Source organism: Dyella sp. LX-66, from assembly GCF_018599165.1.
GTDB classification, from domain to species: Bacteria; Pseudomonadota; Gammaproteobacteria; order Xanthomonadales; family Rhodanobacteraceae; genus Dyella_D; species Dyella_D marensis.
Genome location: NZ_JAHFVJ010000007.1, coordinates 13,304 through 32,971, shown reverse-complemented (window position 1 = coordinate 32,971; position 19,668 = coordinate 13,304). Strand labels below are relative to the sequence as shown.

Genomic DNA, 19,668 nt, shown 5'->3' with positions numbered 1-19,668 from the left:
TTGCAGGCTGAAACCCGTTGCCGGATTTTCCCCGGGTTTTCCCGAAGCTGGCGGAAACCTGAACCGATCTAAATCCGCTCTTGAACTATGTCCGGACCGGCCACACTAACCTTCCATATCGCCGTGAGGCGAAATGAGATGGGGCAAAAGATCGCACCATCGGGGGCCGCCTCCGTTTCTCCCCCTCTTTGTAGAGGACGGCCTGACAAGACCCCGGTAGCTACTCCCCTGGCTACCGGGGTTTTCATTTTTCCGGCCCTTGGAAAGGTTCCCAGGCTCGCGTTCCGGCGCGGCGCACGGGGATAATCGCGGACGGCTCGCGCCGCTCTCTCCCCCGCCGGATACCCGATGATCATCCGCTCCCTGCTCGACACCGACCTGTACAAGTTCTCCATGATGCAGGTGGTGCTGCACCACTATCCGGCCGCCCAGGTCGAATACCGCTTCAAGTGCCGCAACCCGGGTATCGACCTGGTGCCGTACATCGAGGAAATCCGCGCCGAACTCGACGCGCTGTGCAGCCTGCGCTTCAGCGAGGAAGAACTGAACTACCTGCGCTCCTGGCGCTTCATCAAGAGCGACTTCGTCGACTTCCTCGGGCTGTTCCAGCTCAATGCCAAGTACGTGAGCATCGAACCGGCGGCCAGCGGCAACGGCGAGATCGAGATCCGCATCGTCGGCCCGTGGTTGCACACCATTTTGTTCGAAGTGCCGCTGCTGGCCATCGTCAACGAGGTGTACTTCCGCAATACGCATCCGGGGCTCGGCGTCGACGAGGGCCGCCAGCGCTTGCGCGACAAGATCGCCCTGCTGCGCGACACGCCCGGCTACGAAGCCTGCCGCATCGCCGACTACGGCACCCGCCGCCGCTTCTCGCGCGAGTGGCAGGCCGAGGTGGTGGAAGCGCTGCGCGACGGACTGGGTCCGAAGCTGGCCGGCACCAGCAATGTGTGGCTGGCCTGGAAGCTGGGCCTGACCCCGCTGGGCACGCTGGCGCACGAGTACCTGCAGGCGCATCAGGCGCTGGGGCCGCGCCTGCGCGATTCGCAGGTCGCCGCGCTGGAAACCTGGGCCAAGGAATACCGCGGCGACTTAGGTATAGCGCTGTCCGACGTCTACGGCCTCAACGCCTTCCTGCGCGATTTCGACATGTACTTCTGCAAGCTGTTCGACGGCACCCGCCACGATTCCGGCGACCCCTTCGCCTGGGGCGAGCGCGTGCTGGCGCATTACCGCGCCAACCGCGTCGACCCCAGCAGCAAGGTGCTGGTCTTCAGCGACGGCCTGGACATCCCCAAGGTGATGCAGCTGTACCAGCACTTCCGCGGCCGCTGCCTGCTGGCCTTCGGCGTGGGCACCAACCTCACCAACGACGTGGGCCCGACGCCGCTCAACATCGTGATCAAGATGATCCGCTGCAACGGCCAGCCGGTGGCCAAGCTCAGCGATTCGCCGGGCAAGAACATGTGCGAGGACAAGGCCTACGTGGCCTATCTGCGGCAGGTGTTCGACATCCCCCAGCCGGCCGACGAGGCCGCCTGCGCCTGAAACGAAAAACGCCGGGCAATGCCCGGCGTTTTCGCGTGTACCGCATGATGCCGCTCAGAACGCCGGCAGCACCGCGCCCTGGTACTTCTGCTCGATAAAGGCCTTGATCTCCGGGCTGGTCAGCGCCTTGGCCAGCTTCTGCACGCGCGGGTCGTCCTTGTTGTCGGGGCGGCCGACCAGGTAGTTCACGTAGGGCGAATCCTTGCCTTCGATCAGCAGCGCGTCCTTGGTCGGATTGAGGCCGGCGGCCAGCGCGTAGTTGGTATTGATCAGGGCCAGGTCCACTTCGTCCAGCGTGCGCGGCAGCATGGCCGCTTCCAGCTCGCGGAACTTCAGGTGCTTGGGATTGGCGGTGATGTCCTTCTGCGTGGCCAGCTCGTCGTTCGGGTCCTTCAGCGTGATGATCCCGTGGCGCGCCAGCAGGAGCAGGGCGCGGCTGTTGTTGCTCGGGTCGTTCGGCAGGGTGACGGTGGCGCCGTCGGGCAGGTCGGCGATGTTCTTGAGCTTGCGCGAGTAGGCGCCGAACGGCTCGATGTGCACGCCGGTAACAATGGTCAGCTGGGTGCCGCGCTGGCGGTTGAATTCGTCCAGGTAGGGCTTGGTCTGGAAGTAATTCAGGTCGATCGCCTTCTCGGCCACCTGGGTATTGGGCTGCACGTAGTCGGCGAAGACCTTGATCTCCAGCTCCACCCCTTCCTTGGCCAGCAGCGGCTTGACCTGCTTGAGGATCTCCGCGTGCGGCACGGCGGTGGCCGCGACCACCAGCTTCTGGCTGCCGCCGGCGGCAGCGTCGCCGGAACCGGAGGACGAGCAGCCGGCCAGCGCGAGCAGGGCGGCGAGGGCGAGGAGCAGCTTCTTCATGGCGTCAGAATCCTTGATGCGATGCACCAGAATAGCCGTCCATACGGCTGCTTGCAAAGCCGGCCCGATGGCTGGCGTAGGTTGGGGTGAGCGAAGCGAACCCCAACACCGAGCCGGCCTCAGTGCCGGGTGTAGCGCGCCACCACGCGGTCGCCGACCATCTGCAGCAGCTGCACCAGCACGATCAGCAGTACCACCGTGACGAACATATAGTCCGACTTGTAGCTGAGGTAACCGTAGCGATACGCCAGGTCGCCCAGCCCGCCCGCGCCGATCGCGCCGCCCATCGCGGTATAGCCGACCAGCGCGATGGCGGTGACGGTGGTGCCGGCGATCAGGCCGCCGCGCGCTTCCGGCAGCAGCACGTGGCGCACGATCTGCCAGGTGCTGGCGCCCATCGCCTGGCTGGCCTCGATCACGCCGCGCTGCACTTCGCGCAGCGCCGTTTCCACCAGGCGCGCAAAGAACGGCGCGGCGCCGATCACCAGCGGCGGGATCGCGCCGCGGATGCCCAGCTTGGTACCGACCAGGGCATAGGTCAGCGGCATCAGCACGATCATCAGGATGATGAAGGGGATCGAGCGCAGCACATTCACCACCAGCGACAGTGCCGCATAGAACGCCGGCATCGCGCGCAGCTGGCCCTTGCCGGTGAGGTACAGCAGCACGCCCAGCGGCAGGCCGATCAGCACGGTGAGCGCGAGCGAGCCGCCCAGCATCAGCAAGGTGTCGATGCAGGCGTGGCCGATCTCCGCCCAGTCGTCGATGTTCGGAAACAGGCTTTGCAGCAGGGGCGCGCTCATCGGCTCAGTTCCTCGATCTCGATACCGGCGGCGCGCAAGGACACCAGCGCCTGGTCCACGTTGTCGCCCTGCATCGCCAGTGTGAGCTGGCCGTAGGGCAGGTCCTTGATGCGGTCGATGCGGCCGGCCAGGATGTTGAAGTCCACGCCGGTGTCGCGCGCCACCTGGCCCAGCGCCGGAGTCCAGGTGGCGTCGCCGCGGAAGGACAGGCGCAGGATGCGGCCCGGCACATGGCTGTACGGCGCCAGCTCGCCGGCGGCTTCTTCCGGCAGAGCTTCGTTGACGAAGCGCCTGGTGGTCGGGTGCTGCGGATGCAGGAACACGTCCGCCACCGCGCCGTGCTCGACGATGCGGCCGGCGTCCAGCACCGCCACGCGGTCGCAGACGCGGCGCACCACGTCCATCTCGTGGGTGATCAGCACGATGGTGAGTTTCAGCTCGCGGTTGATCTCGGCCAGCAGCTCCAGCACCGAGGCGGTGGTCTGCGGGTCGAGCGCGCTGGTCGCTTCGTCGCACAGCAGGATGGACGGCCGGTTGGCCAGTGCGCGGGCGATGCCGACGCGCTGCTTCTGGCCGCCCGAAAGTTGCGATGGATATTTGGCCGCATGGGCTTCCAGACCCACGCGGCGCAGCAGTTCGTCCACGCGCGCGGCGATCTTGCCGGCGTCGCGCTCGCCGGCCAGGCGCAGCGGGAAGGCGATGTTGTCGGCCACCGTCTGCGAGGCGAGCAGGTTGAAGTGCTGGAAGATCATGCCGATGCGCCGCCGCTGCGCGCGCAGCGCGGCATCGCCCAGGGTGGTCATCTCGGTGTCGCCGATGCGGATGCTGCCGCCGCTGGGGCGCTCCAGCAGGTTGATCAGGCGGATCAGCGTGGACTTGCCCGCGCCCGAATGCCCGATGATGCCGAACACCTCGCCGTCGGCGATGTCCAGGCTGAAGGGCTGCAGGGCGGGGATGTCCTTGCCGTCGACGCGGTAGGACTTGTGGACATCGGCAAAGCGGATCACGACGGGCCTTGGACAGTGACCGGGAGGCGGCATTCTATGCCACGCGGGGCTTTGGCGTAGACTGCCGCCACCCTTGACGGAGCTTTGCCATGACCACGGCCTACGACTTCAGCGCGCGCGACATCGACGGCAACGAGCGCTCCCTCGCCGACTGGCGCGGCAAGACCCTGCTGATCGTCAACGTCGCCTCCAAGTGCGGCTTCACCCCGCAGTACGAAGGCCTGGAAAAGCTGTGGCGCGCCGGCCGCGACAAGGACCTGGTGGTGCTGGGCTTCCCCTGCGACCAGTTCGGCCACCAGGAGCCGGGCGACGAGGCCGAGATCAAGAACTTCTGCAGCCTCAGCTACGACGTCACCTTCCCGATGTTCGCCAAGATCGAGGTCAACGGCGCCGGCACGCATCCGCTGTACAAGTGGCTGAAGAGCGAGGGCAAGGGCATCCTCGGCAGCGAGGCGATCAAGTGGAACTTCACCAAGTTCCTGGTCGGCCCGGATGGCGAGGTGGTGAAGCGCTACGCGCCCACCGACACGCCGGAGAAGATCGCCAAGGACGTCAAGGTTCAATTGGCCGGCTGAGCGGCCACGGCTTTCTCCGGCAGCGGCGCTTCCGCGCGCAGGCCGGCGAGCATTTCGGCAATCGCATCGATATCGCGGCTGGCGCCCGGCGCGCCGGCCGGCGGGTCGTAGTTGTTGAGCATGATGGCGAACGCCAGCCGTTCGCCGCCGGCGGTGGTGACGTAGCCGGCCAGGCAATGCACCAGCGACATGCTGCCGGTCTTGGCGCGCAGGTTGTTGTTGGCCGGCGTGTCGCGCATGCGCCACTGCAAGGTGCCATCCACGCCAGCCAGCGGCAGTGCCTCGAACAGCACCGGCGCGTATGACTGCGCAGCGAGGAAGGACAGCAGGCGCGCCATCGCGTTCGGCGTGCTGAGGTCGCGGCGCGACAGGCCGGTGCCTTCCTCGATCACCGTGCTGCCCGGCGGCAGGCCCATCTGTTCGAGCAGCTCGCGCATGCCGCGCATGCCCCAGTTCTCGGTGCTGAGAAAACCGGTGGGCGGCGCGGGACCTTGCATCGCCGCGGCCTGCGCGCGCACGCCGGCGATCAGCAGCAGGTTCTGCAGATACAGGTTCTGCGAGCGCTTGAGGCCGCGCTGGAGAATCTCGCCGACCGGCGGCGATTGCACTTCGGCGATGATCCTGGCGTCCGCGCGCAGCTCTTCGTCGCTCTGCGGCCAGTGCAGCGCGCGCACGCCGCCTTGCAGCGCCACGCCATGCCGCGCCAACGCGCTGCGCAATTGCTCGCCGGCGAACAGCGCGGGATCGTACGCGGCCAGCTTGAAGCGCTGCGGCGGCGTGCGCGCGGCGATGCTGCCGAACGCATACAGCGTGCGGTCGCCCGGCGCGCGGTAGAGATTGATGTCGTTGCGCACGCCGCGCGCGCTCGTGGCGATGCGGTTGGCGACCTCGGGCACGGCGCCGGCGGGGTCCAGCGCAACGATCGCCGGGCGGCCTTCCGCGCCGGGAGTGACCGTCACTTCGACCTGGTTTTCCTGCACGCTCAGCGCGGAGGTGGGCACGGCGAACCAGCTCTGCAGGTCCGAGGCTTCCCAGCCCGAACCCATCGACGGACTGGCGAAATAGCTGTCGTCCGCGACCAGCCCACCCTTGACGCTGCGGATGCCGCGCGCCGCCACCTGCTGCGCCATGTGTTCCGCCCAGTCGGCCGTGGCGCGGTCCGCGCCCAGGGTGGGGTCGCCCATGCCGTACAGGATCAGCGGACCGTCCAGCACGCCGTTGCGCACCTGCTCGCCGGCCAGCAGGCGGGTGGGGATGCGGTAGTCGGCGCCGATCTCGCTCAGCGCCAGCGCGGCGGTGAACAGCTTGGCGGTGGAGGCGGTCTGGTACAGCCGGTCGCCGTCGTGCGCGTAGAGCGTGCGGCCGCTGTCCAGCGACACCACCGCGATGCCCCAGCGCGCGCCGGCGAAGCGCGGCTGCGCGATCTGCGCTTCGATGCGCGAGGCCAGCGACGAGGCTTCGTCGGCATGGGCGCCGCCGCACAGCGCGGCGAACAGGGCGAGCAGGGAGCTGATCCGTAGCAGTTTGTTCATGGCGCGCAGTATTACGCAGCCTCGCGCAGATGCGGCAGCGGGGCGATCCACGCATCGCGCCGGCGCAGCCGCCAGGCGATCCAGCCCAGCCCGGCGCCGCGCACCGCCATGAAGGCCAGAAACGCCAGCCACAAGCCGTCGTTGCCCCAGCCGCGCGCGGCCCAGGCGAGCAGGGCGAACAGCGCCACCGCCACCAGCATGCCGTCGCGCATTTCGCGGCCGCGCGTGGCGCCGATGAACAGGCCGTCCAGCAGATAGCTCCACACCGCCACCACCGGCAGCGCGGCCAGCCACGGCAGCGCGTGATACGCCACCGCGCGCACTTCCGGCAGGCTGGTCTGCAGGTCCACGAACAGCGGGCCGCCGCCGGCGAACAGCAGCGCAAAGCCGATGCTGCCCAGCAGCGACCAGCCGCCGGCCACCACCAGCGCGCGCCGCAGCGCCTGCGCATCGCGCGCGCCGATGGCGTGGCCGCACAGCGCTTCCACCGCATTGGCCAGCCCGTCCAGGCCGAAGGCGGTGAGCATCAGCCCGTTGAGCAGCAGCGCATTGGCCGCCACGGTGGCGTCGCCCAGGCGCGCGCCGAGCAGGGAGATGCTGAAGAACACGCCTTCCAGCGCCAGCGTGCGGATGAAGATGTCGCGGTTGACCATCAGCAGCGGTCGCCAGTGCGCCCAGCCGCGCAGCGCCTGCCAGTCCACGCTGCCCGGCCAGCCGTGCACCGCGCGCCGCGCGCGCCACAGGCCGTACAGCGCCCCGCACCACTCGCCGCAGGCCGAAGCCAGCGCGATGCCGGGCACGCCCCAGCCGAAGCCGAGTACGAACAGCAGGTTCAGCGCGATATTCACCAGGTTGGCCACCAGCAGCAGGGCCAGCGTGGTGCCCGCGCGCTGCGCGCCGATAAACCAGCCGGCCAGCGCGTAGTTGAGCAGCGCGGCCGGCAGGCCGAGCAGGCGCAGCTGCACATAGCCCTGGCCGCGCTCGGCCAGCGCCGGCGTGGCGTGCATCTGCCCGATCAGCCACGGCAGCAGCGGCAGCATCAGCAGGCCCACCGCCACGCCCAGCACCGCGGCCAGCAGCAGGGCCTGCACCTGCACCGTGCGCAGCGCGGCGCGGTCGCCCGCGCCCTCGGCCTGCGCGGCGAAGCCGGTGGTGCCCATGCGCAGGAAGCCGAGGCTCCACACCGGCAGGGCGTAGATCGCGCTGCCCACCGCCACGGCGCCAAGATCCTGCGTCTGCGGCAGATGCCCGGCCACGGTGCTGTCGACCAGGGCCACCAGCGGCACGGTGAGGTTGGACAAGATCATCGGTACGGCCAGCGCCCACACCCGCTGATGGGTGGGACGGTGGCGCCAGGCTTCGAGGATGGGCGACATGGGGCGGCGGATGGTGGGGGATGGCGCAGCGTAGCGCCGTGCGCGGCGCCGTGGAAAACAGCGCATTGACGCCCAAGCTGGTAGTCTTCCCGGCCATTGCCTTGCCGGCCCCCATCCATGCATGGGCCTGGACCGGTTCCACTCTTCCCCCTTTGCGAGATCACCATGCAGATTGCCGAGAGCTCCGTCGCCTCCTTCCATTACACGCTGACCGACGACCAGGGTCAGGTGCTCGACAGTTCCGAAGGCCGCGAGCCGCTCACCTATCTGCATGGCGTCGGCCAGATCGTGCCGGGCCTGGAGAAGGCCATGACCGGCCGCCAGGCCGGCGACCAGTTCAAGGTCGACGTGGCGCCGGAAGAAGGCTACGGCGTGCACCACGCCGAGCTCACCCAGTCGGTGCCGCGCGAAGCGTTCCAGGGCGTGGAAGACATCCAGCCCGGCATGCAGTTCCAGGGCCACGGCCCGCAGGGCGTGATCAACGTCACCGTGACCGCGGTGGACGACCAGGTCGTGCATATCGACGGCAACCACCCGCTGGCCGGCAAGACCCTGCACTTCGCCATCGAGGTGACCGACGTGCGCGCAGCCACCGAGGAAGAGCTGGCCCACGGCCACGTCCACGGCGAAGGCGGCCACGAGCACTAAGCACTGACACGCGCCGGCCCGGTTTCGACCGGGCCGGCTTTTTTTATGGGCGTCGTGCGCCCGCTTGCCAGCTCAAGGATCGAGTCGCCATGCAGGAATCCCTGCGCATCGCCATCGTCGGCTACGGCGCCGCCGGCCAGGCCGCGGCGCTGTTTCTCGCCGCCCAGGGACACGCGCTGAGCGTGTACGAGCAGGCGGCCACGCCCGGCCCCGTCGGCGCCGGCTTCCTGCTGCAGCCCACGGGCCTGGGCGTGCTGTCGCGCCTGGGCCTGCATGAAGGCGCGCTGGCGCAAGGGCAGCGCATCGAGCGGCTGCATGGCGAGAACCGCCGCGGCCGCCGCGTGATGGACATGCGCTACGCCGACCATGCGCCAGCCTGCTTCGGCCTGGGCCTCACCCGCGGTTCGTTGTTCACCCTGCTGCGCGATGCCTACGCCGATGCCGCGCGCATCCATACCGGCGTGTGCATCGAGGCGGTGGCCGAGGACGGCGTGCATCTGCGCGACAGCGCCGGCGGCCTGCACGGCCCGTTCGATCTGATCGTGGTTGCCGATGGCGCGCACTCGCACCTGCGGCGCCATCTGCCGGCAGCGCAGCGCCGGCGCGAGTCGGTGTATCCCTGGGGCGCGATGTGGTGCCTGCTGCCCGCGGGCGACTGGCCGCACCGCGGCGAGCTGCGCCAGCGCTATGCCGGCACGCGCGAAATGATCGGCCTGCTGCCGGTGGGGCGGCGGGTGGATCGCGAGGGCGACTGGCTCACGTTCTACTTCAGCCTGCCGGGCGAGCAGGTGGACGGTTTCGACGACGCGGCGCTGGCGCGGCTGCGGCAGCGCGTGGAAGAGCTGTGGCCCGAAGCGCTGTATTTGCTAAACGGCATCGACACGCCCGCGCAGTTGCATCGCGCGCGCTATCGCGACGTGGTGCTGCGCCATCCGGTGCACGGCCGCGTGGTCTTCGTCGGCGATGCCGCGCATGCGATGAGCCCGCAGCTGGGGCAGGGCGTGAATATGGCGCTGCTGGATGCGGAGGCGCTGGCCGATGCGCTGGCCGCGCAGGCCACCACGGATGCGGCGCTGGCCGATTACGCGCGCCGCCGCCGCCATCATCTGGCCGTGTACCAGCGCATGAGCCGCTGGCTGACGCCGCTGTTCCAGTCGCAGCGCGATGGCCTGGCGTGGTGGCGCGACATGGCCTTCCATCCGCTGAGCCGCCTGCCGCTGGCGCGCGGGCAGACGCTGAAGATCCTCACCGGCACGAAAAAGGCCTGGTGGCGTTGACCACCAGGCCTGCTCGGTAAAACGGCGGTGCTCAGTACCAGTCGAGCAGCGAGATGCCCACGCCGAGATAGGTCGCGTTGTGGTTGTAGTCGATCATGCTCTCGCCGTAGCCCTTGAACAGCTCCATATAGGCGCGCAGGTTGCCGGTGATCGGGAAGGCCCAGCTGAGCTGCGCCGCACCGTGGCTGCGGTCGCCGCCGCGCAGCGAGTGGCGCAGCATCAGGCCGAATTCCTGGCCGTTCCATTCGTGCACGATCTGCACGTCGCCGCGGCCCATGTAGTCGCTGATGTCCGGATTGTTGTCGTCCTTGCCGTGCTCCGGCACGCGCCACCAGGGGCGGAACATCACCGTCCAGCCGTCGCGCTCGAAGCCGATATTGCCCATCACGCGGTTCCAGCTGCGCGACAGCGGATTGGAGCGGCCATTGGATTCGTGGTTGACGCCGATGCCGAGCAGGCGGCCGTCCCAGCCTGCGATCTGATAGTTGGTGTTGAAGATCAGCATCGCTTCGGGTTCGTAGTTGGTCTCGCGGAACGGACGCGAGGTCTTGTTGTTGTAGACCTGCCAGCGGGACGATTGCGTATAGCCCACCCACAGGTCGCCTTCGTCGCCGAACACCCCCTGCCACACCTTGGTCTTCAGGCTGAGCTGGAATTTCGCTTCGACGTTCTGCAGCTGCTGCGGCGTGTCCACCGTGTTCAGCGGATTGGGGCTGTGCGGTTGTGCGTTCTGGTTGCTGGTGGCGAAGACCGGCAGCAGATAGAGCGGCTTGTAGCCGCGCACGTTGAAGGTGCCGAGCTTGCTTTCCGGCGAGAGCTCCCAGCGCGAATCGAGCAGGGACATCGGGCGGCTGACTTCCGGATTGCCCTGCGTGGCGACTTCGCGCTGGCTCTTGTCGGCAGCGAACACGCCGGGCGCCGCGGCGTTCTCGTTCACGCGCTTCTGCGCGGTGGGCAGGTTCACGCGGCCAGTGGCGCGGTCGTAGCAGGCCAGGCGCTGCGCGTCGCTCTCGATCGCGGTACAGGCGCGGATGTCCATCGGATCGGGATTCTGCGCATGCGCGCGCGGACTGAGCAGGCCGGTCGCCAGCAGCAGCGCCAGGGTGACGTTCGTTCGCGTCATTGCGTACTCCACAAAAGCAGGCCCATGCGGGCGCGGGGACATCCATCGAGGGGAAGGGCGCGGCCGAACGCGGGTGCCGCACACGAAAACGCCGGCCGCGGCGGACCGCGACCGGCGTCAGGGTGCCGGAAGCTCAGCGCTGCTTCAACCAGCGCGCATAGGCGGCCTTGCTCAGATGCTGCGCGCCACCGGATGCGTGCAGGAAGTCGTTGGCCAGCGGCGGATAGGCGGATGCGTCGTCTTCGGTGACATACGCCTTGCCGTTGGCGAGCGCGGCGAAGTCCGGCGGCGGGCCGGCATCCTTGACCGCGGGCATGCTGGAGTTGACGGTGACCTGGCCTTGCGCACTGTTGAACTGCGCGGCGTCCTGGCCGGGTTGCGGTGCGGGTGCGCTCTGCGCCTGCGGCATGGGCTGAGGCATCGGCTGCGGCTGCGCTTGCGGCTGCGGCATGGGTTGCGGTTGCGCCGGCTGCGGCGGCGGCATCGGTTGCGGTTGTGCCTGCGGCGGCGGAGGCGGCGGAGGCATGGGCTGCGCGGGCTGGTTCTGCGCCATCAAGGTGCCGGCGAACATCAGCGAGCCGGAGGCAAGAAGAGTAAGCAGGGGATTGCGGGGATTCATCGTCGATGCTCCATGCCAGAATGACTGGCTCGAGGACGGAAGGCGCGAGGACGTGGAAGCGACCACGGTGCCGGGCCGCGCATGGCTCGTCCAGCGCTGAGGACAACGCTAACAAAGGCCGGATAAATGCCTGCACAACCATTCGATGTGGTCGGTGTGAAAACTTCGTCGTCGCCGTCTGCACTTCAGGCGGGCAAGCCGCGTCTCACGCTGGCACAGGCGCAGCGCCTGCAACTGGCCGCACAAGGCTTGCTGCGCGCACCGCGCCGCCGCGCACGGCGCGACGACGTGCTGGATGCGATCACGCGCATGCGCCTGCTGCAGATCGACACCATCCACGTGGTGGCGCGCAGTCCTTACCTGGTGCTGCATTCGCGCGTGGGCGATTACGAACCGGCATGGCTGGACGAAGCGCTCGCGCAAGGCAGGCTCGCCGAATGCTGGGCGCACGAAGCCTGTTTTGTGCCGGCCGCCGACTACGCCTGGCATCGCGCGTGGGGCGTGCGCCGCGGCACGCATTGGGCGTATCGCCATGCCGAGCGCACGCATCGCGAGCAGCGCGAGGACATGGATGGCCTGCTCGAACGCATCCGTGCGAACGGCGCGGCGCGCGCGGCGGATTTCGAACGCGAGCAACCCGGTGCGGTCAGCGGCTGGTGGTCGTGGAAGCCCGAGAAGCGCTGGCTGGAAGCCTGGTTCGCGTTGGGCGAGCTGATGGTTAGCCGGCGCGAGCGTTTCCAGCGCGTCTACGATCTGGCCGAGCGCGTGATCGCGCAGCTGCAGCCATCGTTCGACGACGCGCCGCTGGGCATGGAGCAGGAGGCGCTGCGCCGCCGCTTCATCGTCGACGCCGTGCGCGCGCTCGGCGTCACCCAGGCGCGCTGGATCGCCGACTACCACCGGCTGAAACCCGCGGTCACCGACAGCGAGCTGGCGCCGCTGGTGGCTTCAGGCGAACTGATCGAAGTGGCGGTGGCGGACTGGAAAGTGCCCGGCTACGTGCACGCCGACCATGCGGACGAGCTGGCGCAGGCGTTGCGCGGCGGCCTGCGTGCCACCTATACGACGCTGCTGTCGCCGTTCGACCCGCTGGTATGGGACCGCGCGCGAGCGCAGGCGATGTTCGGCTTCGAATACACCATCGAGTGCTACGTGCCGGCGGCGAAGCGCCGCTATGGCTATTACGTGCTGCCGATCCTGCGCCGCGGGCAATTGGTCGGCCGGCTCGATGCCAAGGCGCATCGAGCCGAATGTGTATTTGAGGTGAAGGCGCTTTACCTGGAAGAGGGCGAAACGCCGACGCCGGCCTGGATCGCCGACGTGGCCGAGGCGATCGCGGCAACCGCGCGCTGGCACGGCACCCCGAAGATCCGCCTCGGCCGCTGCCGCCCCGCGAGCGTGGCGGCAGCGTTGCGCGCGCACTGGCGCGCCATGGACTGATGGCTCAGTGCGAGCCGCCGCTGGCCGGCACCACCGGCTGCGGCGCACAGGTCTTGCCGTGCAGGGCCTGGTGCAGCTGGTTGGCCAGCGAAGTGCAGCGGTTGCCGAGCTGTGGGCGGATATCCGGATCCAGCGAATCGCGCAGCAGGCTTTCGCGCATCGCCTCGTAGCGGCCCTCGATCTGGTCCGCCGGATAGATCGCCGCGGCCTGGTGGCAGGCGATATAGGTGTTCAGATAGTTGTCGCAGGCGGGGATGCCGGTCTGGTCCGGCAAGGCCTGGCTGGGTGCGGTTTTGGGCTTGCTGGCGGGTGCGCGGGTGGTGCTGGCGGGCGCCGTGCCGCGGCTGCTGCTGGTGGTTGTGGTGGAGCTCCCGCTGGAGCTGGGACGGGTGGTTTTGTCGTTGCATCCGGCCAGGACAAGTCCGCCGGCGAGCACGAGCAGGGCGAGGCGCGAGGGAAGTCTGGTCATGAGCATCTCCTTGACTGTCGGCCCCGGGCGGGCCGTGCCGCGATATGGAAAGTTGAGCAACGCCCGGTTGCCAAAAGGCAGTCGCAATAGACACTGAGCGTCGTAAAGAAAAGCTGAATCGAATGGCGTTTTGGGTGAAGAACGGGCGGAAATGCTGCCGTGATTATTTCTGTTCAGCTTTCTCCGTCTACCCCCGTATTCGCTTTCCGCCCTTTGAAACAGCTATGATGTGCGGACTGTGTTTGCCGGGGTCACCTGTTTTGTGACCCGATGCCGCTGATCAGCGATCCGCTTCATCGCCTCACCCCTAGGGTTTTCCTTAGCAGCTCAGTAAGTCGGCCTTTCCGAAGGAAGGGCTGAGCCTCAATCAAAACCTTTAGGAGTGTTTCACATGTCTGATCGTCAGATCGGTACCGTCAAGTGGTTCAACGATGCCAAGGGCTTCGGCTTCATCAGCCGTGACAACGGCCCGGACGTCTTCGTCCACTTCCGCGCCATCCAGGGCAACGGCTTCAAGAGCCTGGCCGAGGGTGACAAGGTCAGCTTCAAGGTCGTGCAGGGCCAGAAGGGTCTGCAGGCCGACGAAGTGCAGAAGGCCTGATCCAAGGCATTCTTGATCGATTGAAAAGGCCGGGCAGCGATGCCCGGCCTTTTTTTACGCCTTTCGGCATGGGGTCTTCCCACATACCCGTGCGAAAAATCCGCTATGCTCGGGCCACTGTGTTTGTCAGGTCACGCGTGCCCCGATGTACGGTTTCACCCGCATCGCTCCACCGATTCCCTGCATGCCCAGTAAGTCGTCGGTCGCAAGGGGGAGACCGGCCTGTCTCAGTGTCGATTCGATCGGAGTGAGTCATGTCGGATGGTAATCGTGAAACCGGCACGGTGAAGTGGTTCAACGACGCCAAGGGGTTCGGCTTCATCAGTCGCGAAAACGGTCCCGATGTCTTCGTGCATTTCCGCGCGATTTCGGGTTCCGGGTTCAGGAGCCTCAAAGAAGGCCAGAAGGTCACCTTCAAGGTGGTCACCGGCCAGAAGGGGCTGCAGGCCGAGGACGTCGCGCCTGCCTGAGAGGTCGGGGTAAAAACCGCCGCAAAGAACGAAGGCCGGGCAGCGATGCCCGGCTTTCTTTGTTCATGGGTCCCCGGCGGCATCACTTATCCTTGAAAAAAAATCGGCTATGCTCGGTCCACTGTGTTCGCCAGGCCACGCGCGTGCCCGATGTCCCGGCCCTTGCCTCGCATCGCTTCACCGGTTCCCTGCAGCCCAGTAAGTCGTCGGCCGTAAGGGGGAGGCTGACTTGTCTCAAATCGAATCGATTGGAGTAAGTCATGTCGGAAGGTAATGGCCGTGAAACCGGCACGGTGAAATGGTTCAACGATGCCAAGGGGTTTGGCTTCATCAACAGGGGAAACGGCAAGGAGGACGTCTTCGTCCACTTCCGCGCGATCCAGGGCACGGGCTTCAAGAGCCTGAAAGAAGGTCAGACGGTGACTTTCAAGGTGGTCAATGGCCAGAAAGGCCTGCAGGCCGAGGAAGTGATGCCGGCCTGATCTTCAGGTCAAACCGAACGGAAAAGGCCGGCGCAAGCCGGCCTTTTTCTTGCGCGCCGCCTGCACGGGAACGCGTGCTAGCCTGCCGTTTTTCCGCTGACGGAGTGCGCTGTGCAGGAAGCATCGGCCGAGCTACCGACCGCCATCGCGCCCGTCACGGCCGGCGATGGCGCATCTTCCGAGCTGCTGCTGATGCTCCCCGCGCAGGCGCCGTCGGCCCTGCTGTACTGGCTGCCGGCGATGGGCGTGGCCGCGCGGCATTACCTGCCGCTGGCGCAGGCGCTGGCCGCGCGCGGCATCGCGGTGGCCTTGCACGAATGGCGCGGCATCGGTTCCAGCAACCGGCGCGCCGGGCGGCACGGCGACTGGGGTTATCGCGAACTGCTGCAATTCGATCTCCCCGCCGGCCTGGCGGTGGCGCGCGAACGCTGCCCGGGCCTGCCCGCGGCGATCGGCGGGCACAGCCTCGGCGGCCAGCTCGCCTCGCTCTACACCGGCCTGCATCCGCAGGACTTCGAGGCCCTGGTGCTGGTGGCCAGCGGCTCGCCGTACTGGCGGCGTTTCCGCCGCGGCGCACTGATCGGCGCGGCCTATGCGCTGGCGCCCGTGCTGGCCGGCCTGGTCGGCCATCTGCCCGGGCGGCGCCTGGGCTTCGGCGGCAACGAGGCACGCGGCGTGGTCGCCGACTGGGCGCGCAGCGGACGCAGCGGCCGCTACGCCGCCGCCGGCCTGCCGGACGACCTGGAAAGCGCCATGGCGCGCGTCCGGCTGCCGATCCTGGCCCTGCGCCTGCGCGACGACTGGCTCGGCCCCCAGGCCTCGCTGGACTGGCTGCTGGCGAAGATGCCGCAGTCCCGGCCCGCGCGCGCCGTGCTGGATCCGGACGAACTGGGCGTGCCGGCCGACCACTTCGCCTGGATGAAGCAGCCGGCCGCGGTCGCCGCGGCCGTTGCCGATGGCCTGGCGCCGGTGCTTCAGCGTGACCGGGCGCAAGCCGCCTCTTGAAGCGGGGTCTTTTCGCCGGCATGTGGCGGATTCGATTCTTTGCCGGCATCTCCCCATGAAGCTGTTCACCTCCTTCGTCCAGCGCAGCCTCACGCTGCGCAACCGCATCGCCGTCGCGCCGATGTGCCAGTACTCCGCTGTCGACGGCATGCCCGACCACTGGCACCTGGTGCACCTGGGCAGCCGCGCGGTCGGCGGCGCCGCGCTGGTGATCGCCGAGGCCACGGCGGTGTCGGCACAAGGGCGCATTTCCCCGCAGGACGTCGGCCTGTGGAACGACGCGCAGCGCGATGCCTGGCGCCCGGTCACCCGCTTTATCGACATGCAGGGAGCCATCGCCGGCGTCCAGCTCGCCCATGCCGGACGCAAGGCCAGCGCGCAGCGCCCCTGGGAAGGCGGCGGCGCATTGCATGAAGGCGCGTGGACGACGGTGGCGCCCTCGGCGATCCCGTTCGACCACGACTGGCACACCCCGCAGGCGCTGGACGACGCAGGCCTGCGCCAGGTGGTCGAGGATTTCCGCCGCGCCGCCGAACGCGCGCTCGCCGCCGGCTTCCGCCTGATCGAGCTGCATGCCGCGCACGGCTATCTGCTGCACCAGTTCCTGTCGCCGCTGAGCAACCGGCGCGAGGACGCCTACGGCGGCAGCTTCGAAAACCGCACGCGCCTGCTGCGCGACATCATCGCGGCGGTGCGCGAGGTGTGGCCGGTGGAACTCCCATTGTGGGTGCGCATTTCCGCCACCGACTGGCACGAGGGTGGTTGGGATATCGAACAGAGCGTGCGCCTGGCGCGCGAGCTGCCGGCGCTGGGCGTGGACCTGGTCGACGTCTCCAGCGGCGGCCTGGTGCCGCACGTGAAGATCCCGCTCGGCCCCGGCTACCAGGTGCCGTTCGCCGCGCGCATCCGCGGCGAGGCGGGCATCGCCACCGGTGCGGTGGGCCTGATCACCGAAGCGGAGCAGGCCGCGCGCATCGTCGAACAGGACGACGCCGACATCGTGCTGATCGCCCGCGAAAGCCTGCGCGATCCGTATTTCCCGCGCCGCGCGGCGCAGGAGCTGGGTGCGTCGATCGACGCGCCGGTGCAATATCGACGGGCTTGGTAATCAGGAAGAACGACGTGGACCAGAACCCGCTGCTGATCGAAGGCCGCCTGCACGACCTGGGCGATGGCTTCACCGTGCGCCGGCTGCTGCCGGTGCTGCAGGCCCGCCATGTGGGGCCGTTCGTATTCTTCGACCTGATGGGGCCGGCTGCTTTCGCGCCGGGCAAGGGCATGGACGTGCGGCCGCATCCGCATATCGGCCTGGCCACGGTGACCTGGCTGTTCGAAGGCGCCATCCGCCACCGCGACACCGTCGGCAGCCTGGCCGACATCCGTCCCGGCGAAGTGAACTGGATGACCGCCGGCCGCGGCATCGCCCATTCCGAACGCACGCCGCCGGACGAGCGCCGCGACGGCCAGCGCATGCACGGCGTGCAGGTGTGGGTGGCGCTGCCGCAGCATGACGAGGAAGTGGAACCGGAGTTCCACCATCACGACGCCGACGCGCTGCCGCGCATCCGCCGGCCCGGCGCCGAGCTGGTGCTGATCGCCGGCACGGCGTACGGCGAACGCTCGCCGGTGAAGGTGTTCGCGCCGATGTTCTTCGTCGAGGCCACGCTGGAAGCCGGCGCCGAGCTGCCCTGGCCGGACGAGCACGTCGAACGCGGCGTCTGCGTGATCGACGGCGAAGTGAGCTGGGGCGACTTGAGCGTGCCCACCGCACACACGGCGGTGCAGACCGGAGACACCGCCGCACCGCTGAAGGCCGCCACGCGCAGCCGCGTGATGCTGTTCGGCGGTGCGCCGCTGGATGGCGAGCGCCATCTGTGGTGGAACTTCGTGTCCAGCCGCAAGGAGCGCATCGAGCAGGCCAAGCTGGAATGGCAGGAGCAGCGCTACGGCAAGGTGGCCGGCGACGAGGAAGAATTCATTCCGCTGCCGGTGCGCTGATGCTGCGTTCGCGCATGCGCCCGCATGGGCGCGGCGCTAGGCTGCATCGATGCCAGAGGGAGTCCGCATGTCCGCTTACGCCAGCTTCCGCGAGTTCTATCCGTTCTATCTGGGCGAACACAGCGACGTGAATTGCCGGCGCATGCATTTCGCCGGCAGCACCCTGGTGCTGGCGGTGATCGCGTTCGCCGTGAGCACCGAGCAGCTCGCCTGGCTGTGGCTGGTGCCCGTGGCCGGTTACGGCTTCGCCTGGGTCGGCCACTTCGTGTTCGAGAAGAACCGCCCGGCCACCTTCCGCCATCCGCTGTACAGCCTGATGGGCGACTGGGTGATGTATTGGGACGTGCTGAGGGGACGAGTGAAGTTGTAGGTTGGGGTGAGCCGCAGGCGAACCCCAACGGTGCGGCAATGTTGGGGTTCGCCTGCGGCTCACCCCAACCTACGCTGGTTCTCAGCGGTATTTCTGGTGGCAGGACTGGCAGGTCTCGCCCACCGGTTTCAGCGCCGCGGCCAACGCCGCGCAATCGGCCGGGGCGGCCTGCACCGCGGCCTGCAGATGGGTATGCAGCTGGTTCGCCTCGTCGAGAAAGCCCTGGTCCATGCCGGGGAAGGCGGGGACGATGTCCGACGAGGTCGACAGCAGCCGCTGCAGGTGCTCGGCGTTCGCGGCCGCTTCGCAGCGCTGGCCCTTGACCGTGTTGCGCAGCGCGCCGGAGTGGTGCGCCATCACGTCCATCACCGCATGCGGGAAAGGATTGCGCTGCTTGAGCGCGTTCATGGCGAAGACGGTGCCGACGATGCCGATGGCCAGGCCGAGGACGATCAGAAGTGCTGCGCGCATGCTTGCCTAATCCCTGATGTGAAACGGACCGTTCGCGAGGTTAGCACGCGGCCTCGCGGCGCCCGCCGCCCGCTCCGGCTAAAATGGCGGACTTTACGCACCGAACGATCCACCCCATGTACATGACCCTTTCGACCCGCCGCGGAGCGCGCGCATGAACGACGTGGCCTTTCCCGCCGAACGCTTCCAAGGCGTGGAGCGCCTGTACGGCGTGGGCAGCGTGGAGCGCCTGCGCCAGGCGCACGTCTGCGTGATCGGCATCGGCGGCGTCGGCTCCTGGGCGGCCGAGGCGCTGGCGCGCAGCGGGGTGGGGCGGCTGACCCTGATCGATGCGGACGAGGTCTGCGTCTCCAATACCAACCGCCAGCTGCATGCACTGGATGGCGAATACGGCAAGCCGAAAGTCGAGGTGGTCGCGGCGCGCGCGCGGGCGATCAACCCGGCCATCCGGATCGACGCGATCGAACGCTTCCTTACCCCGTCCACCCTCGACGAACTGCTCGACCGTGGCTACGACGTGGTGCTCGACGCCTGCGACGCCTTCCGCGTCAAGCTCGAAGCCATTGCCTGGTGCCGCCGCCGCAAGCTGCCGGTGGTGAGCGTGGGTTCGGCCGGCGGACGCACCGACCCGACCATGATCCGCGTGCGCGACCTCTCGCGCACCGAACACGACGCCATGTTCAGCCTGATCCGCAAGAAGCTCCGCCAGGACTTCGGTTTCCCGCGCAACCCCGACCGCTACTTCGGCGTATCGGCGGTGTACTCGCTGCAGAACGTGCAGTACCCGCAGGCGGACGGCACCGTCTGCGGCACGCGTCCGCCGGGCGGCGATGCCTTGAACCTGGCCTGCGGTGGCGGCCTGGGTGCGGCCACGCACGTCACCGGCACCTTCGCCTTTGCCGCGGCGGGGAAGGTGCTGGAGAAGCTGCTGGAAAAGAAACCGGCGACCTGACGCCGCCGGTGGTGGTGGTTGGCCATGCCGAAGCGATGGCG

The 19,668-nt window shown here is 68.2% G+C and carries 22 protein-coding genes; 13 read left to right on the top strand and 9 right to left on the bottom strand.

Annotation, left to right across the window (positions count from 1 at the left end):
- The first annotated feature begins 348 nt into the window (after nucleotides 1-348).
- On the top strand, nucleotides 349-1,548 hold the full coding sequence (gene pncB / locus KK141_RS14860; protein WP_214571349.1) for a nicotinate phosphoribosyltransferase: 1,200 nt from the start codon (nucleotides 349-351) through the stop codon (nucleotides 1,546-1,548).
- A gap of 54 nt (nucleotides 1,549-1,602) precedes the next feature.
- Here the strand turns inward: pncB and KK141_RS14855 are convergent, their stop codons facing one another.
- The 3 genes from KK141_RS14855 to KK141_RS14845 form a co-directional block, all read right to left on the bottom strand.
- Nucleotides 1,603-2,409: a MetQ/NlpA family ABC transporter substrate-binding protein gene (locus KK141_RS14855; protein WP_214571348.1), complete on the bottom strand. Its 807-nt coding sequence runs from the start codon at nucleotides 2,407-2,409 to the stop codon at nucleotides 1,603-1,605.
- 119 nt (nucleotides 2,410-2,528) lie between these two features.
- Complete coding sequence (locus KK141_RS14850) at nucleotides 2,529-3,212, bottom strand: methionine ABC transporter permease (protein ID WP_214571347.1); 684 nt, start codon at nucleotides 3,210-3,212, stop codon at nucleotides 2,529-2,531.
- On the bottom strand, nucleotides 3,209-4,219 hold the full coding sequence (locus tag KK141_RS14845; RefSeq protein WP_214571346.1) for a methionine ABC transporter ATP-binding protein: 1,011 nt from the start codon (nucleotides 4,217-4,219) through the stop codon (nucleotides 3,209-3,211). Before KK141_RS14845 ends, KK141_RS14850 begins: the two co-directional genes overlap by 4 nt.
- An 89-nt stretch (nucleotides 4,220-4,308) precedes the next feature.
- Between KK141_RS14845 and KK141_RS14840 the strand changes: the two genes are divergently transcribed.
- Nucleotides 4,309-4,794: a glutathione peroxidase gene (locus KK141_RS14840; protein WP_214571345.1), complete on the top strand. Its 486-nt coding sequence runs from the start codon at nucleotides 4,309-4,311 to the stop codon at nucleotides 4,792-4,794.
- Here the strand turns inward: KK141_RS14840 and dacB are convergent.
- Both dacB and KK141_RS14830 read right to left on the bottom strand, forming a co-directional pair.
- Entirely contained in the window at nucleotides 4,779-6,326 is a 1,548-nt protein-coding gene (gene dacB / locus KK141_RS14835) for a D-alanyl-D-alanine carboxypeptidase/D-alanyl-D-alanine-endopeptidase (protein ID WP_214571344.1), read from the bottom strand. The two genes, KK141_RS14840 and dacB, sit on opposite strands and share 16 nt — an antisense overlap.
- Before the next feature lie 11 nt (nucleotides 6,327-6,337).
- A complete protein-coding gene (locus KK141_RS14830; protein WP_214571343.1) occupies nucleotides 6,338-7,702 on the bottom strand; it encodes an MATE family efflux transporter in 1,365 nt (454 codons plus the stop codon).
- 165 nt (nucleotides 7,703-7,867) lie between these two features.
- Here KK141_RS14830 and KK141_RS14825 point away from each other — a divergent pair, with 165 nt between their 5' ends.
- A complete protein-coding gene (locus tag KK141_RS14825; protein ID WP_167254309.1) occupies nucleotides 7,868-8,350 on the top strand; it encodes a peptidylprolyl isomerase in 483 nt (160 codons plus the stop codon).
- Between the two features lie 89 nt (nucleotides 8,351-8,439).
- Complete coding sequence (locus KK141_RS14820; RefSeq protein WP_214571342.1) at nucleotides 8,440-9,627, top strand: NAD(P)/FAD-dependent oxidoreductase; 1,188 nt, start codon at nucleotides 8,440-8,442, stop codon at nucleotides 9,625-9,627.
- A gap of 31 nt (nucleotides 9,628-9,658) precedes the next feature.
- Here the strand turns inward: KK141_RS14820 and KK141_RS14815 are convergent, their stop codons facing one another.
- Together KK141_RS14815 and KK141_RS14810 are read right to left on the bottom strand one after the other, a co-directional pair.
- On the bottom strand, nucleotides 9,659-10,750 hold the full coding sequence (locus tag KK141_RS14815; protein ID WP_214571341.1) for a phospholipase A: 1,092 nt from the start codon (nucleotides 10,748-10,750) through the stop codon (nucleotides 9,659-9,661).
- Nucleotides 10,751-10,883: 133 nt separating this feature from the next.
- A complete protein-coding gene (locus KK141_RS14810) occupies nucleotides 10,884-11,369 on the bottom strand; it encodes a hypothetical protein (protein ID WP_214571340.1) in 486 nt (161 codons plus the stop codon).
- 126 nt (nucleotides 11,370-11,495) lie between these two features.
- On the opposite strand from KK141_RS14810, the gene KK141_RS14805 reads away from it, so the two are divergent.
- The gene (locus tag KK141_RS14805; RefSeq protein WP_214571339.1) at nucleotides 11,496-12,809 is read left to right on the top strand and encodes a crosslink repair DNA glycosylase YcaQ family protein; all 1,314 of its coding nucleotides are present in this window, start codon (nucleotides 11,496-11,498) and stop codon (nucleotides 12,807-12,809) included.
- A gap of 4 nt (nucleotides 12,810-12,813) precedes the next feature.
- Here KK141_RS14805 and KK141_RS14800 read toward each other — a convergent pair whose 3' ends face one another.
- Entirely contained in the window at nucleotides 12,814-13,278 is a 465-nt protein-coding gene (locus KK141_RS14800) for a hypothetical protein (RefSeq protein ID WP_214571338.1), read from the bottom strand.
- A 391-nt stretch (nucleotides 13,279-13,669) separates the two neighbouring features.
- Here KK141_RS14800 and KK141_RS14795 point away from each other — a divergent pair, with 391 nt between their 5' ends.
- From KK141_RS14795 to KK141_RS14765, 7 genes are all read left to right on the top strand, one after another.
- Nucleotides 13,670-13,879: a cold-shock protein gene (locus KK141_RS14795; RefSeq protein WP_026636216.1), complete on the top strand. Its 210-nt coding sequence runs from the start codon at nucleotides 13,670-13,672 to the stop codon at nucleotides 13,877-13,879.
- A gap of 254 nt (nucleotides 13,880-14,133) precedes the next feature.
- Nucleotides 14,134-14,349 (top strand): cold-shock protein, encoded by a 216-nt coding sequence (locus KK141_RS14790; protein ID WP_167254319.1) that lies wholly within the window; start codon nucleotides 14,134-14,136, stop codon nucleotides 14,347-14,349.
- A gap of 260 nt (nucleotides 14,350-14,609) precedes the next feature.
- Entirely contained in the window at nucleotides 14,610-14,831 is a 222-nt protein-coding gene (locus KK141_RS14785; RefSeq protein WP_167254321.1) for a cold-shock protein, read from the top strand.
- A gap of 192 nt (nucleotides 14,832-15,023) precedes the next feature.
- Nucleotides 15,024-15,836, top strand: coding sequence for an alpha/beta fold hydrolase (locus KK141_RS14780; RefSeq protein ID WP_214571540.1), 813 nt, complete (start codon nucleotides 15,024-15,026; stop codon nucleotides 15,834-15,836).
- A 55-nt stretch (nucleotides 15,837-15,891) separates the two neighbouring features.
- Nucleotides 15,892-16,944 carry an NADH:flavin oxidoreductase/NADH oxidase gene (locus tag KK141_RS14775; protein ID WP_214571337.1) on the top strand — a complete coding sequence of 351 codons (1,053 nt, stop codon included), beginning with the start codon at nucleotides 15,892-15,894 and terminating at the stop codon, nucleotides 16,942-16,944.
- Between the two features lie 14 nt (nucleotides 16,945-16,958).
- The gene (locus tag KK141_RS14770) at nucleotides 16,959-17,834 is read left to right on the top strand and encodes a pirin family protein (RefSeq protein WP_214571336.1); all 876 of its coding nucleotides are present in this window, start codon (nucleotides 16,959-16,961) and stop codon (nucleotides 17,832-17,834) included.
- Nucleotides 17,835-17,901: 67 nt separating this feature from the next.
- Nucleotides 17,902-18,204: a DUF962 domain-containing protein gene (locus KK141_RS14765; RefSeq protein WP_214571335.1), complete on the top strand. Its 303-nt coding sequence runs from the start codon at nucleotides 17,902-17,904 to the stop codon at nucleotides 18,202-18,204.
- 81 nt (nucleotides 18,205-18,285) lie between these two features.
- Here the strand turns inward: KK141_RS14765 and KK141_RS14760 are convergent, their stop codons facing one another.
- Nucleotides 18,286-18,675, bottom strand: a complete 390-nt coding sequence (locus KK141_RS14760; RefSeq protein ID WP_214571334.1) for a cytochrome c — start codon at nucleotides 18,673-18,675, stop codon at nucleotides 18,286-18,288.
- A 154-nt stretch (nucleotides 18,676-18,829) separates the two neighbouring features.
- Here KK141_RS14760 and KK141_RS14755 point away from each other — a divergent pair, with 154 nt between their 5' ends.
- Nucleotides 18,830-19,627, top strand: a complete 798-nt coding sequence (locus tag KK141_RS14755) for a tRNA threonylcarbamoyladenosine dehydratase (protein WP_214571333.1) — start codon at nucleotides 18,830-18,832, stop codon at nucleotides 19,625-19,627.
- Nucleotides 19,628-19,668 lie beyond the last annotated feature (41 nt).

Bases quoted from the DNA above. Each gene is read 5' to 3' on its own strand.
- pncB (WP_214571349.1), top strand. From the start codon at position 349: ATGATCATCCGCTCCCTGCTCGACACCGACCTGTACAAGTTCTCCATG.
- KK141_RS14855 (WP_214571348.1), bottom strand. From the start codon at position 2,409: ATGAAGAAGCTGCTCCTCGCCCTCGCCGCCCTGCTCGCGCTGGCCGGC.
- KK141_RS14850 (WP_214571347.1), bottom strand. From the start codon at position 3,212: ATGAGCGCGCCCCTGCTGCAAAGCCTGTTTCCGAACATCGACGACTGG.
- KK141_RS14840 (WP_214571345.1), top strand. From the start codon at position 4,309: ATGACCACGGCCTACGACTTCAGCGCGCGCGACATCGACGGCAACGAG.
- dacB (WP_214571344.1), bottom strand. From the start codon at position 6,326: ATGAACAAACTGCTACGGATCAGCTCCCTGCTCGCCCTGTTCGCCGCG.
- KK141_RS14830 (WP_214571343.1), bottom strand. From the start codon at position 7,702: ATGTCGCCCATCCTCGAAGCCTGGCGCCACCGTCCCACCCATCAGCGG.
- KK141_RS14825 (WP_167254309.1), top strand. From the start codon at position 7,868: ATGCAGATTGCCGAGAGCTCCGTCGCCTCCTTCCATTACACGCTGACC.
- KK141_RS14820 (WP_214571342.1), top strand. From the start codon at position 8,440: ATGCAGGAATCCCTGCGCATCGCCATCGTCGGCTACGGCGCCGCCGGC.
- KK141_RS14815 (WP_214571341.1), bottom strand. From the start codon at position 10,750: ATGACGCGAACGAACGTCACCCTGGCGCTGCTGCTGGCGACCGGCCTG.
- KK141_RS14810 (WP_214571340.1), bottom strand. From the start codon at position 11,369: ATGAATCCCCGCAATCCCCTGCTTACTCTTCTTGCCTCCGGCTCGCTG.
- KK141_RS14805 (WP_214571339.1), top strand. From the start codon at position 11,496: ATGCCTGCACAACCATTCGATGTGGTCGGTGTGAAAACTTCGTCGTCG.
- KK141_RS14800 (WP_214571338.1), bottom strand. From the start codon at position 13,278: ATGACCAGACTTCCCTCGCGCCTCGCCCTGCTCGTGCTCGCCGGCGGA.
- KK141_RS14795 (WP_026636216.1), top strand. From the start codon at position 13,670: ATGTCTGATCGTCAGATCGGTACCGTCAAGTGGTTCAACGATGCCAAG.
- KK141_RS14790 (WP_167254319.1), top strand. From the start codon at position 14,134: ATGTCGGATGGTAATCGTGAAACCGGCACGGTGAAGTGGTTCAACGAC.
- KK141_RS14785 (WP_167254321.1), top strand. From the start codon at position 14,610: ATGTCGGAAGGTAATGGCCGTGAAACCGGCACGGTGAAATGGTTCAAC.
- KK141_RS14780 (WP_214571540.1), top strand. From the start codon at position 15,024: ATGCTCCCCGCGCAGGCGCCGTCGGCCCTGCTGTACTGGCTGCCGGCG.
- KK141_RS14775 (WP_214571337.1), top strand. From the start codon at position 15,892: ATGAAGCTGTTCACCTCCTTCGTCCAGCGCAGCCTCACGCTGCGCAAC.
- KK141_RS14765 (WP_214571335.1), top strand. From the start codon at position 17,902: ATGTCCGCTTACGCCAGCTTCCGCGAGTTCTATCCGTTCTATCTGGGC.
- KK141_RS14760 (WP_214571334.1), bottom strand. From the start codon at position 18,675: ATGCGCGCAGCACTTCTGATCGTCCTCGGCCTGGCCATCGGCATCGTC.
- KK141_RS14755 (WP_214571333.1), top strand. From the start codon at position 18,830: ATGAACGACGTGGCCTTTCCCGCCGAACGCTTCCAAGGCGTGGAGCGC.